Here is a 12,247-nt window from a genome sequence, read left to right on the forward strand (position 1 = left end):
CGGATTAGCGTGGCAACGCCACGCGTAATCCGACGCCACCAGAGCCATGGCCAACACTGTTGTCGGGTTACGCGCTGCGCGCTAACCCGACCTACCTGACCTACGTGGATCGTACAGACGAAAAAAAACCCAAGAGCCGAAACTCTTGGGTTTTTTTCTACAAATTTGGTCGGAGTACAAGGATTCGAACCTTGGACCCCCTGGTCCCAAACCAGGTGCGCTACCGGGCTGCGCCACACTCCGAAGACCAAGATAATACAGGCCGTATCGACTTCGGTCAAGGGTCAGGTGAAACTCTCTGTAAATTATTTACGCGCGGCACTGAGACCCATGTATTTTTCAACATGCCGGAAATATGCGACACTGGCTTGGCAAGTTTTCCCGATCAGACATGAAGGCGACGACGGCAATGGAGTTCAGGATAGAAAGAAACGACGGTGGCCGGCCCATGCCGAACCGCCGCGGCATCGCGCTGGGCATCGCCGTGTCCTTGCTGCTGCATGGCGCCTTGATCACTCTGTGGCGCCACGTGCAGCCGGCCGCGCGGATGGACACGGCCCCGCGCGTGGAATCGATCGCCGTGTGGATACGTCCGCTGGCCGCCAAGCCTTCCCCGCCCCCGCCGCCCGTCGAAGTCGCCAAGCCGAAGCGCGAACCCAAGCCCATCAGCAAGCCGACACGCGCCACTGTCCGGGAAACGCCGCCGGCCGCCACGGCGCCAGCATCGAGCCCGCAAGCCATCACGGTGGTGCCGGCATCACCGGCCACGCCGGCGGCCAGCGCCGATACCATCACGCAAGAGACGCCAAAGTTCGACATGGACGCGGCCAGAAGGACGGCGCGCAAGATGGCCGGCGAGCGCGACCCGTCCAAGGTGGGTACGGCCGTGGGGCAAATCCCCGACAAGCCGCTGCAAACGGAAACCCAGCTGGCGCGCGACATCGCGCAAGGCAAGCGCGGCGATTGCCGCACTGCCTACTCAGGCGCAGGCTTGCTGGCGCCCGTGATGATGTTGCTGGACAAGAAGGATAGCGGCTGCAAGTGGTAATAATTTAATAACACGCCAGCAATGGGCAGGCCTGTAAAATTATTCCTGCCCCTTCAACTGCAACGCCCGCTCATACAGCGCATTCTTCTTGCGCCCCGTGATTTGCGCCGTCAGGTTCGCCGCCTGCTTGACGCTGCACTCGGCCAATAAAATGTTCAGGATGCGCTCCGCTTCCACGTCTTCCGCGTCCTGCGCTTCCGTGGCGCCTTCCAGCAGGACGACGAACTCGCCCTTTTCGCGGTGCGCGTCGGCGCGTATCCACGCCTCCGCTTCGGACAGGGGGCAGCGGTGGATTTCCTCGAACAGTTTCGTCAGTTCGCGCGCGAACACCACCTGGCGCGTCGGCTCGAACGCTTCCACCAGGGCCGTGGCGCAATCGAGGATGCGGTGCGGCGCTTCATAAAACACCATCGTCGCCGTCACGCCGCGCAGGCTGTGCAGCATGTTTTCGCGCTGCTTGGCCTTCGCTGGCAGGAAGCCGACAAAGTAAAACTGGTCATTCAACAAGCCGCTGGCGGAAATGGCGGTGATGGCCGCCGACGGGCCGGGCAGGGGCAGCACGCGCAGGCCGGCCGCGCGCACGGCGTCGACGATGCGCGCGCCGGGGTCGGACACGGCGGGCGTGCCGGCGTCGGAAACAAGGGCGATGCGCTCGCCGGCGTGCAGGCGGGCAATCAGGGTCTGCGCCACTTCGCGTTCATTATGCTGATGCGCCGCAATCAGAGGCTTGTTCAAGCCAAAGCGCGTCAGCAGGTGCGCCGTGTTGCGCGTATCTTCACAGGCGACGGCATCGGCAAGGCTCAGCAGATGCAGTGCGCGCAGGCTGATATCGGTCACATTGCCGATGGGCGTGGCCACTATATACAATGTTGCGATAGGATAGACCTGGTGCGCCGCCTCTGTCATGATGGGCAGGCTGGCGATGGAACTGATTTCTTGTACGGTCATTTTGGAGGTTAAATGCTTGCTAATAGTGTGAAGTTACTGCTTGTTTGTGCCGCGACCGGCATGCTGAGCGCTTGCAGCACGCCTTGCGACGCGCCCGGGCAATTGTGCGCGCCTATTGAATCTAACACAAGGGCGCTGCCGCCTCCGAAGCCGCTGCCACCACCCGTGCCGCCCAAGCCGCCCGCGCCCGAACCGGTGACGTTTGCCGTGGCCGTGCCCGATATTACCGCGTATGACGGCAACGGCGCGCCACTGGCGCCCACCACAAGCAAGCCAGCAACGGGCACGCCGCAGGACATGCCGGCCGCCACGGCGCCGGCACCGTCCGACGGCAAGGTCCACCACATCGGCCTGCTGCTGCCGCTGCGCTCGGCTTCCCTGGGGCCGGCCGCCGAACTGCTGCGCGCCGGTTTCATGGCCGCGTACGAGCGTGACCGCAGCGGCTTTGAAGTAACGGTGATCGATACGGGCGACGGCAGCAGCGACGTGCTGAACAAGTTTGCGCAAGCGCAAGAAGAACAGGACATCGTCGTCGGGCCTTTGTCACGCTCGGCCGTCACGGCCGTGGCGAACAGCGATCTGGTGCGCAAACCAACGATCGCCCTGAACCACCCGGACAACCGCGGGGAAGCGCGCCTGCCGGCCAAGCTGCTGGTGATGGGCCTGTCGATCGAGGCGGAAGCGCGCCAGGTCGCCGCCTGGGCCGCCAGCGAACAGCCTCGCGCCAGCGCGCTGATCCTGTCGGCCGGTTCGCCCTCGCAGCGTCGCATCAGCGCCGCCTTCAAGCAGGAATGGCTGCGCCAGGGCGGCAAGATCGAAACGATGGACTTGACGGCAACGAATGGCTACCTGAGCGATGCCGAACTGGTGCAGCTGCGCGCGCGCCTGGCCGCCACGCCGCCGGGCCTGCTGTTTGCCGCGCTCGACGCCGACCAGGCGCGCCAGCTGCGCGTGGCCATCGGCAGCGATTTGCCGCTGTATGGCACCTCGTCCCTGAATCCCGGCACGGGACGCGGCGCCAGCGGCCCCGAGCTCGACGGTGCGCGCCTGCTGGACTTGCCATGGCAGGTGCAGCGCGACCATCCGCAAGTGATGGTGTATCCACAGCCCGAGCAGCCTGCCGAACGCCGGCTGACGGCCGACATGGAACGCCTGTACGCGCTGGGCATCGATGCCTTCCGCGTGGCGCGCGAAGTGGCGCTGCGGCCAAACGCGCCATTTACCCTCGATGGCGTGACGGGCCGCCTGGCCGTGCGCTTCGAAAATGATCAAAGCGTGTTCGAACGCACGGAGCAGGCCGCCACCTACCAGCAGGGCGTGCTGGGCACCTGGCCACCGGCCGTGCCGGCGCCTGTCTCTGTGCCGCCGGCCCAATAAGGACATGCCATGCCACCCCTGCCTTTCCAGAATAAACAGGCACGGGGACGGCAAGGGGAAGACGATGCGCTCGCGTATCTGTTGCTGCAAGGCTTGGTGCTGCTAGAGCGCAACTATCTGTGCAAGGGTGGGGAACTCGACCTGATCATGCGCGATGGCGCCTCGGTCGTCTTCGTCGAAGTGCGGCTACGCAGCAGTGCGGCCTTTGGCGGCGCCCTGGCCAGCATCACGCCAGCCAAGCAGCGGCGCATGGTGGTGGCCGCGCAAACCTGGCTGCTGAGGCAAAAAACCGTGCCGCCGTGCCGCTTCGACGCGCTGGCCATCGATGGCGGACGCATCAGCTGGCTGAAGAACATCCTCGATATGTAAGCATTTTTAACAGTGCTTGTCCGCCATGCCGCGCGCCTGCACTATAATCGGCAGACTATGAATAATCAACGCATCCTCTCGCACTTCCACGAAAGTGCCGAACTCAAGATCCAGGCCGCCACCGTACTGGCGCAACCGATTGCGCAGGCGATCGACCTGATGTTTTATGCATTGTCCAACGGCAACAAGATCCTCGCCTGCGGCAACGGCGGTTCCGCCGCCGACTGCCAGCATTTCGCAGCCGAGCTGGTCGGGCGCTTCGAACGCGAGCGCTTTCCGCTGCCGGCCTTGGCGCTGACGACGGATACGTCGATCCTGACGGCTGTGGCCAACGACTACAGCTACCGCGAGATTTTCTCGAAGCAGGTGCAGGCCTTCGGCCAGGCCGGCGACATCCTGCTGGCCATCTCCACGTCGGGCAATTCGGCCAACGTGATGGCCGCCGTGGAAGCGGCGCTCGAACGCGAAATGCGCGTCGTGGCGCTGACGGGCAAGGACGGCGGCGCCATCGGCAAGATGCTGACGGATGCCGACGTGCATATCTGCGTGCCGGCCGAGCGCACGGCGCGCATCCAGGAAGTCCACCTGACCACCATACATTGCATCTGCGACGGCATCGACGTCGCGCTATTCGGAGGAGACGTGAATGACTAAATTCGGTACTGGCCCAGGCTGGAAACGCGTGCAACGCCCATTGGCCACCGCATTGCTGTGCGGCGCCATGCTCACTTCGCTCACCGGCTGCATCGAATTGATGGTCGGCGGCGCGGTGATGGGCGGCGTGGCCGCAGCGGACCGCCGCACCCTGGGCGCCCAGACCGAAGACAAGTCGATCGCCCTCAAAGGCGAGTCACGCATCCCCTCCATCACCGGCGATGTGGGCCACGTCAACGTCACCAGCTTCAACCGCCGCGTCCTGCTGACGGGCGAAGTGCGCGACGAAGCGATGAAAAATGCCGTCGAGCGCGAAGTGCGCAATATCGAGGGCGTGGAATCGGTGGCCAATGAATTGATCATCGCCGGTCCGGCCAGCTATACGTCGCGCTCGAACGACGCGCTGATCACCACCAAGGTCAAGGCCAGCCTGGTCGACATGAAAACCATCTCGGCCGCCTCGTTCAAGGTCGTCACCGAGAACGCCACCGTCTTCCTGATGGGCAGAGTCACCCAGCGCGAAGGCACGGTCGCGGCCGACGTGGCGCGCGGCGTGGGCGGCGTGCAGAAAGTGGTCAAGCTGTTCGACTACATTTCGGAAGCGGAACTGAAGCAGTTGCAGCCCGATCCGGCGCCAGCACGCACCACCAGCACTGGCGACACGGCGCAGCAATAAACGCCTCCTCCGTTTGACCTACGGCTTTGATGCGGCGATACGGCTATAATGGCCGCATCGCCGCGCTTTTCAAATGAAAACCATGTCAACTTCGCCATCCGCAAGCAAGTCCTGGGTCAAGCCAGCCCTGATCGCCGTTTTCGTGGCGGGCGTGGCGGCAGCCGCTTATCTGTCGCTCAATGACAAGCAAAGCGCGCCGGACGTGACCTTCCACGGCATCCATGGCGAGAAAATCACCTCAAACAGCTTGCGCGGCAAGGTCGTGATGGTCAATTTCTGGGCCACCTCGTGCACCACCTGCGTGGCGGAAATGCCGGACATGGTCGACACCTACAACAAGTACAAGGGGCAAGGACTGGAATTCGTGGCCGTGGCCATGAAATACGATCCGGCCAACTATGTGCTGAACTTCGCCGAAACGCGCCAGCTGCCGTTCAAGGTGGCGCTCGACGTGACGGGCGAAGCGGCCAAGGCCTATGGCGACGTGGCGCTCACGCCCACCACCTTCGTGCTCGACAAGCAGGGCAAGATCCTGAAACGCTACGTGGGCAAGCCGGAATTCGCCGAGCTGCACAAGTTGCTGGAATCGGCCATCGCGGGATAACACGGCACAAAACCTTGTTGCCAAGTGTTGCCAAACCGTTATAACCTTCCCAGGCGTGATTCCAATCCCCTTGTGAAGGCCAGCCGTGTCCCTAGCCGCTCAATCGCTCGACCCGCAACAACTCAAAACCTGGCTGCTCGCCGCCGGCAACAAGGACGCCACCGCGTTCCGTCAGCTATATCACTCCACCTCATCGAAACTGTTTGGCTTCGCGCTGCGTATATTGCATAAGCAAGAGCTCGCTGAAGAAGCCTTGCAAGAGGGGTTCGTCGCCATCTGGAACAACGCCGCCACTTACCAGAGCCATCTGGCGGCGCCGATGACCTGGATGGCCACCATCGTGCGCAACAAGGCGTTCGATGTGCTGCGGCGCAGCGACGATACCGTAGAAATCGATGCCGAACAGTTTGATAGCGAAGTCATGAATGCACTCCGAGACCCCCAGGCCACGCCGATCGAATCACTGCAACTGAGCGGTGACGCCAAGGCGCTGGCGTTTTGCATGTCGGCCCTGGAAGGGCTGCACCGGCAGGTGGTCGCCCTGGCCTTCTATCATGACCTGTCGCACAGCGAAGTGGCGCAGCAGATGTCGCTGCCGATCGGCACCGTGAAGACCTGGATACGCCGCAGCCTGGAACGGCTGCGCACGTGTCTGGCGAAACGGGAGGCATCATGAATATCCGCGGCAATGACGTGCTGCGCCAGAAACTGGCGTCCGAATACGTGCTGGGCACCCTGAAAGGGGGCGCGCGGCGGCGTTTCGAAGGCTGGCTGCACAATGACGCCGATTTGCGCAATATCACGGCCGAATGGCGCCAGCGCCTGGAACCGATGGCAGAATTCGCCACGCCCGTGGCGCCGCCCAAGCGCGTGTGGCAGCAGATCGAACAGCGCCTGCACCTGAAGCCGCAGGGCGGCTGGTCCTTGTTCCGCGATTCGCTGTCGTTCTGGCGTGGTCTGGGCATGGCCTCGAGCGCCATCGCCGCGCTGCTGGTCATCGTCGTGGCCACGCGCGTGATGGATGCACCGCAGATCAGCTATGTGGCCAGCCTGACGGACGAGAAAGCGCAAACGGCCCTGCTGCTGACGGCCGACAGCCGCCACGGCGCGCTCGAGGTGCGCATGGTGGGCAACGCGCCCGTGCCGAGCGATAAGGATCTGGAACTGTGGGCCGTACCGAAGAGCGGCAATCCGCGCTCCCTCGGCTTACTGGCCGACAAGGGCAACGTGAAACTGGCCCTGTCCCAGCGCGCCATCGGTAGCGACGTGGCCTTGCTGGCCGTTACCCTGGAGCCGAAAGGCGGTTCGCCGAATCCGAATGGGCCGACGGGACCAATCTTGTACAAGGGTAACTGGGTAAAAATTTAACCTTACTTAGGATACAGAATCATCTGCGTGCAGCGGAACAGGGCAATCGTCTTGCCCGTTTCCTTGCTTTTCACTACGGCATCCCACACTTGCGTGTTGCGGCCCTTGTGCTCGACCTTGGCCGTGCAGGTGAGCGTGCCTTCGCGGGCCGTGCCCAGGTGGTTCGATTTCAATTCGATGGTCGTGAAGTTGCTGGCGCCTTCGGGCAGGTTGACGATGCAGCCATAGCCGGAAGCCGTGTCGGCCAGGGTCACCACGCTGCCCGCGTGCAGGTAGCCGTTAGGCGCCAGCAAGTGCGGCAGCACGGGCAATTCCGCCGTCAGCTGGCCGTCGCCCACTTCCGTGATGACGATGCCCAGGTGGCCGGGCAGGCGGCCGGTGCCGCGTTCATTCAACATTGCTACGGTGATGTCGGGATTGCTCATGCTGGTCCTTGTGCGGGTGAATCCGTGATACGCCGGAAAATACTATGATGATAGCAACTTTTCCCGCACCGGTCTGGCGGCCGCCTATTTCCGGCCGCGCCGCCGTTTCCACCACACCAGCGTCCCCGTCAGCAGGAACAGCAAGGGCATCAAACCGAAGACGGTAATGAAGGCGCGCCCGGCCACGCCGAACGCCTGGCCCGAATGCAGGGGGAATTGCCAGCCCAGGAAGACGTCTCCGGCCGGCGCCCGCAAGGGGTCGCGTATGCGCAGGGGCAAGCCGCTGCGCGCGTCGAGGGTAATGCGCGTGGCGCCGTCGCCCTCGGCGATTTCACCGGGCTGGCGCACGCGCACGTCATATGGCTGGTCCTTTTTCGCCGGCAGCATGATGCGCGACACGCGCGCCTGCGGATACAGCTGTTGCGCGGCGGCCATGGCCTGACCCGCATCGAGCAGCTCGCCATCCTGCTGCAGATTTTTCAGTTTGGCCTTGTCCGGCGCCGTCGACACGAGCTCCACCAGCGGCACGATCAATTGCGGCAAATTGAAATAGATGCCGGAAAAAGCGAGCACGGCCAGCACGGGCGCGGCAAAAAAGCCGGCCGCCTTGTGAAACGTGTAATGAAAACGGGGCCAGGAACCGCCATGCGACACCGTCAGCGCGCGCTTGACCGCCGTCCACTGCAGGCGCGGCCACCACAGATAGATACCGCTCAAGGCCATCAGCAACAGCATCACGCCCGAGATACCGGTAATCGTCTTGCCCACTTCGCCAGACAATACATAGCGGTGCAAATGAAACATGCCCGACATCAGCAGCGGACGCGTGAGACCGAAACGCCCCCAGTCGCGCTCGCCTTTGACTTGCAGGGTGTAGGGGTCGACCATCACCTGGCGCACGATGGCCTGGCTGAAGGGGGACGGTTTGTCCGCCTGGCGGTACGAGGCCACGTACACGTCGCGCGCATCGGCCGGTGGATTAAGCTGGCTCGGCTTGCCGTAAACGGGGTCGGCCGCGAGAGCGTCCACCACCGCTTGCACCGTACGCGGCGTCACCTGGAACACCTGGCCGGGCGCGGGCGTGCTCGCCTGCAACAAGGTCGGATTCAGATACGCGTCGAGCTCCGGCATCCAGGCGATGGCGGACCCCGTCAAGCCCAGCAAAACAAACAGGGCGCCAAACCACAGCCCCGCATACAGGTGCAGCTTGGCAAACAACCACTTGATCGAACGTTGCGACATGGAAACTTTGGGAAATTTGGGCTGCGAAACGATAGCATGAAAGGCCCGGAGTGAAAATCATTATCAGCTGACATTCTGTCCTGCCCGTCCAGCGCAATTGAATTGCAACAAGCGCTGACAGCAGGGCGATTTTCTTGCTACTATGCGCCCATGTCTTCCCGCCAGCCCACCCGCAAGCTTGCTCATCACGGTGCCGCCGCCCTCGCGCGCGCGCCGTGGCGGCTGTGCGTGGCGCTGTTTAGTGCGCTGGCCCTCGTGTTCCTGCTATCGACGGCCGCCTCGCACCTGCACAAGACGTCGCTTGACGCGGAAGAGTGCGCGCTGTGCGCCACGGCCATCGACAAGGTGGCCGACATTGCCGTGCCGCCGGCCATCACCGAGCCGCCCGCCCAGTTACTGCCGTACCGCTTGCTGGCCATCGCGCCCGCCACCCTGGCGCCCGTCGCCGCCCTCATCCTGCCGCCCGTGCGCGGCCCGCCTGCCGCCTCACTGTAGTTCCCACGCTGTTTTTCCTTTTTCAGGCTGCACCGCCGCACGCCGCGTCCTCCGCATGCGCGCCGGGCCGCCTGGCGTTGACTATTTTGAGGTTTACCATGCAACACACACCACGCCTGAGCGCGCTGTCGCTCGCCCTTGCCAGCCTGTTTACGAGTTCCGCGCATGCCGCCGAAGCCACCGCTGCGGCAGATGCCGCACCACAAGAGATGCAAAAGGTCGAAGTCACCTCCGCCCATTTGAAAAGCGCCCGCATCGAGCTGTCGCCGAAAGTCGGCACCACCATCTACAGCATCGACAGCCACATGGTCGACATGCTGGGTCAGGGCGACAACACGCCGTTCAATGAAGTGCTGCTGCGCCTGCCGGGCGTATCGCAGGACTCAAAAGGTTCCGGCGCCCTGCACGTACGTGACGACCATGCCAATGTGCAATACCGCATCAATGGCGTGCAATTGCCAGAAAGCATCAGCGGCTTCGGCCAGTCGATCGACACGCGTTTGATCGACAAGACGGATTTCATGACAGGCGCCTTGCCGGCCCAGTTCGGCCTGCGCACGGCGGGCATCGTCGATATTGAAACGAAAGAGGGCGGCATGACGCCTGGCGGGCGCATCGGCATCATGGTCGGCAGCCACGACCACGTGGAGCCGAGTGCCGAATTTTTCGGCAGCGTGGGCAAATTCAATTACTACCTGTCCGGCAGCTACCTGGGCAATTCGCTGGGTGTGGAAAACCCGCAAGACACGCGCAGCGCCCTGCACGACAAGACGCGCCAAAACAAATCGTTCGGCAGCCTGTCGTATTTCCTCGATGACAACACCCGCCTGGGCGCCATGTTCGGCACCTATAACGGCCGCTTCCAGATCCCGAACAATCCGGACCAGGCGCCCGCTTTCAGCCTGAATGGCCACAGCGACGCGCAGGCGGGCACGTCCACGTTACCGTCGTCGCAGCTGAATGAAAAGCAGCGCGAAGTGAACCGCTTCCTCGTGCTGTCGCTGCAAAAGAGCCTGGGCGACGTCAATTACCAGGTGTCGGCCTTCCACCAGTATTCGGAACTGCACTTCACGCCCGACGCCATCGGCGACCTGATCTACAACGGCGTGGCCTCGGACTCGCGCCGCGCGAACAGCGCTTCCGGCTTTCAATTCGACGCCAGCTACAAATGGCACCAGGACCACACCGTGCGCGCGGGCCTGGCCTACACGCGCCAGAAAACGACGAGCGACAACACGGTGGCCGTCTTCCCCGCCATGGACGGCGCGCAAACGTCCAGCACGCCCATCACGGTGCTGGACAACAGCGGCAAGACGGGCACCCTGGCCAGTGTTTACCTGCAGGATGAATGGCATATCAGCAAGCCTTTGACCCTGAACTATGGCGCCCGCTTCGACAAGGTGTCGGCCTACACGAGCGAGCAGCAATGGAGCCCACGCGTCAACCTGGCGTATCAGCTGGCGCCGGGCACGGCCCTGCACGCCGGCTATTCGCGCTACTTCACGCCGCCGCCGCAGGAACTGGCGGCGCAAGGCAGCATCGACCTGTACGCGAACACGACGAACGCGCCGGAAATCGGCCAGTCGGACAACGTCAAGGCCGAGCGCACGCATTACTACGACGTGGGCATCAGCCACCAGGTGAATGCAAAACTGACCGTGACGGCCGATGTGTACTATAAAAAAATCAACAACCTGCTGGACGAAGGCCAGTTCGGCCAGGCGTTGATCCTGACGCCGTTCAACTATGCGGACGGCTACGCCAAGGGCCTGGAATTGTCCGCCATCTACAGCGAGAAAAACTGGGGCCTGTTCCTCAACGCCAGCACGCAAAAGGCGCAAGGGCGCAACATCAATTCGGGGCAAGCCCTGTTTGGCGCCGATGAGTTGAACTACATCAGCCAACACTATGTCTACCTCGATCATGACCAGAAATACACCTTGTCGGGCGGCGGCCACTATCACTTTGGCGATTCGCAAGTAAGCGCTGACTTCCTCTACGGCAGCGGCCTGCGCATGACCCCGGACAGCGGCGCGCCGAATTCCGGCCATTTGCCCGGCTACTTCACCGTCAACACGGCGCTCACGCATACGTGGAAGAACACACCGGTCGGCAAGGTCGAGGGACGGCTGGCCCTGATCAACCTGTTCGACAAGTCGTACCTGCTGCGCGACGGTTCCGGCGTGGGCGTGGGGGCGCCGCAGTATGGCGCCCGCCGCAGCATCTATGCGGGCTTGTCGACCAGTTTTTAACCGTTACGCGCGAAGACAGCGGCAGGGAGCAACGCCTGCCGCTGTCGGTTGCCGTACTATTTCATGACTTATCCCCAGGTGATGGGCGCCTGTCCATGCGCCTGCAAATACGCATTCGCCTGGCTGAACGGCTTGCTGCCAAAGAAACCTTTGCTGGCCGACAAGGGAGAAGGGTGCGGCGCCGCCAGCACCAGGTGCTTGCCGGGATCGATCAGGGTGCGCTTCGCTTGCGCGTAGCCGCCCCACAGGATGAACACCAGGTGCTCGCGCTCAGCGGACAGGTGGCGGATGGCGCTGTCCGTCAATTTTTCCCACCCCTTGCCCGCATGCGAGCCGGCCGCCCCGGCGCGTACCGTCAGCACGCTGTTGAGCAGAAACACGCCTTGCCCGGCCCAATCGGACAAATCCGTGCGCGTGCGCGCCACGCCCACGTCGCTGTGTAATTCCTTGAAGATATTTTGCAGGCTAGGCTGCGGCGGTGTGCCATCGGGGATGGAAAAGCACAAACCCATGGCCGCGCCAGGCGTGTGATACGGGTCTTGCCCCAGGATCACGACCTTGACTTGCTTGAACGGCGTCAGATCGAACGCCCGGAAGATGGTTTTACCCGGTGGAAAACACGGCCCTGCCGCGTATTCTTCCTTCACGAAGGCGGCCAGGCGTTCCCAGTAGGGCTGGGCAAACTCGCCTTCCAGCCGCGCCTTCCACGATGCGTCGATGCGTACGTCCATGGCTCCCCCGTCAATCATGTTTTTAAAACATCATCGATCAGTATAGCCGCGTCACGTC

The 12,247-nt window shown here is 63.0% G+C and carries 14 protein-coding genes and 1 tRNA gene; 10 read left to right on the forward strand and 5 right to left on the reverse strand.

Going from position 1 to position 12,247, the window contains the following annotated elements; translation table 11 throughout:
- Nucleotides 1-166: 166 nt before the first annotated feature.
- Nucleotides 167-243: transfer RNA gene (locus KO539_RS12630), tRNA-Pro, on the reverse strand.
- A gap of 205 nt (nucleotides 244-448) precedes the next feature.
- Between KO539_RS12630 and KO539_RS12635 the strand changes: the two genes are divergently transcribed.
- The gene (locus tag KO539_RS12635) at nucleotides 449-1,048 is read left to right on the forward strand and encodes a hypothetical protein (protein WP_219309887.1); all 600 of its coding nucleotides are present in this window, start codon (nucleotides 449-451) and stop codon (nucleotides 1,046-1,048) included.
- A 39-nt stretch (nucleotides 1,049-1,087) separates the two neighbouring features.
- Here KO539_RS12635 and rsmI read toward each other — a convergent pair whose 3' ends face one another.
- Nucleotides 1,088-1,996 carry a 16S rRNA (cytidine(1402)-2'-O)-methyltransferase gene (gene rsmI, locus KO539_RS12640; protein WP_034782777.1) on the reverse strand — a complete coding sequence of 303 codons (909 nt, stop codon included), beginning with the start codon at nucleotides 1,994-1,996 and terminating at the stop codon, nucleotides 1,088-1,090.
- A gap of 165 nt (nucleotides 1,997-2,161) precedes the next feature.
- On the opposite strand from rsmI, the gene KO539_RS12645 reads away from it, so the two are divergent.
- The 7 genes from KO539_RS12645 to KO539_RS12675 all read left to right on the forward strand — a co-directional run bounded on the left by KO539_RS12645 (nucleotide 2,162) and on the right by KO539_RS12675 (nucleotide 7,044).
- Nucleotides 2,162-3,373 carry a penicillin-binding protein activator gene (locus KO539_RS12645; RefSeq protein WP_219309889.1) on the forward strand — a complete coding sequence of 404 codons (1,212 nt, stop codon included), beginning with the start codon at nucleotides 2,162-2,164 and terminating at the stop codon, nucleotides 3,371-3,373.
- A gap of 9 nt (nucleotides 3,374-3,382) precedes the next feature.
- Entirely contained in the window at nucleotides 3,383-3,742 is a 360-nt protein-coding gene (locus KO539_RS12650) for a YraN family protein (RefSeq protein ID WP_099403908.1), read from the forward strand.
- Between the two features lie 57 nt (nucleotides 3,743-3,799).
- The gene (locus KO539_RS12655) at nucleotides 3,800-4,396 is read left to right on the forward strand and encodes a phosphoheptose isomerase (RefSeq protein WP_034752465.1); all 597 of its coding nucleotides are present in this window, start codon (nucleotides 3,800-3,802) and stop codon (nucleotides 4,394-4,396) included.
- On the forward strand, nucleotides 4,389-5,072 hold the full coding sequence (locus KO539_RS12660; protein ID WP_219309891.1) for a BON domain-containing protein: 684 nt from the start codon (nucleotides 4,389-4,391) through the stop codon (nucleotides 5,070-5,072). Before KO539_RS12655 ends, KO539_RS12660 begins: the two co-directional genes overlap by 8 nt.
- A gap of 82 nt (nucleotides 5,073-5,154) precedes the next feature.
- Nucleotides 5,155-5,676 (forward strand): peroxiredoxin, encoded by a 522-nt coding sequence (locus KO539_RS12665; protein WP_219309893.1) that lies wholly within the window; start codon nucleotides 5,155-5,157, stop codon nucleotides 5,674-5,676.
- A gap of 85 nt (nucleotides 5,677-5,761) precedes the next feature.
- Nucleotides 5,762-6,352: a sigma-70 family RNA polymerase sigma factor gene (locus tag KO539_RS12670; RefSeq protein WP_099377611.1), complete on the forward strand. Its 591-nt coding sequence runs from the start codon at nucleotides 5,762-5,764 to the stop codon at nucleotides 6,350-6,352.
- Nucleotides 6,349-7,044: an anti-sigma factor domain-containing protein gene (locus KO539_RS12675; protein WP_219309895.1), complete on the forward strand. Its 696-nt coding sequence runs from the start codon at nucleotides 6,349-6,351 to the stop codon at nucleotides 7,042-7,044. The genes KO539_RS12670 and KO539_RS12675 overlap by 4 nt, the downstream gene beginning before the upstream one ends.
- 2 nt (nucleotides 7,045-7,046) lie before the next feature.
- Here the strand turns inward: KO539_RS12675 and KO539_RS12680 are convergent, their stop codons facing one another.
- Both KO539_RS12680 and KO539_RS12685 read right to left on the reverse strand, forming a co-directional pair.
- Nucleotides 7,047-7,469 carry a PaaI family thioesterase gene (locus KO539_RS12680; protein WP_034752471.1) on the reverse strand — a complete coding sequence of 141 codons (423 nt, stop codon included), beginning with the start codon at nucleotides 7,467-7,469 and terminating at the stop codon, nucleotides 7,047-7,049.
- An 84-nt stretch (nucleotides 7,470-7,553) separates the two neighbouring features.
- Nucleotides 7,554-8,711 carry a PepSY domain-containing protein gene (locus tag KO539_RS12685; RefSeq protein WP_219309897.1) on the reverse strand — a complete coding sequence of 386 codons (1,158 nt, stop codon included), beginning with the start codon at nucleotides 8,709-8,711 and terminating at the stop codon, nucleotides 7,554-7,556.
- 150 nt (nucleotides 8,712-8,861) lie between these two features.
- Between KO539_RS12685 and KO539_RS12690 the strand changes: the two genes are divergently transcribed.
- Both KO539_RS12690 and KO539_RS12695 read left to right on the forward strand, forming a co-directional pair.
- Nucleotides 8,862-9,206, forward strand: coding sequence for a hypothetical protein (locus KO539_RS12690; protein WP_219309899.1), 345 nt, complete (start codon nucleotides 8,862-8,864; stop codon nucleotides 9,204-9,206).
- A gap of 98 nt (nucleotides 9,207-9,304) precedes the next feature.
- Nucleotides 9,305-11,458 carry a TonB-dependent receptor gene (locus KO539_RS12695; RefSeq protein WP_219309901.1) on the forward strand — a complete coding sequence of 718 codons (2,154 nt, stop codon included), beginning with the start codon at nucleotides 9,305-9,307 and terminating at the stop codon, nucleotides 11,456-11,458.
- 68 nt (nucleotides 11,459-11,526) lie between these two features.
- Here KO539_RS12695 and ung read toward each other — a convergent pair whose 3' ends face one another.
- Nucleotides 11,527-12,189, reverse strand: a complete 663-nt coding sequence (ung, locus tag KO539_RS12700; RefSeq protein WP_219309903.1) for a uracil-DNA glycosylase — start codon at nucleotides 12,187-12,189, stop codon at nucleotides 11,527-11,529.
- Nucleotides 12,190-12,247 lie beyond the last annotated feature (58 nt).

This window comes from Janthinobacterium sp. NKUCC06_STL (assembly GCF_019345455.1).
Taxonomy (GTDB): Bacteria; Pseudomonadota; Gammaproteobacteria; order Burkholderiales; family Burkholderiaceae_D; genus Janthinobacterium; species Janthinobacterium rivuli.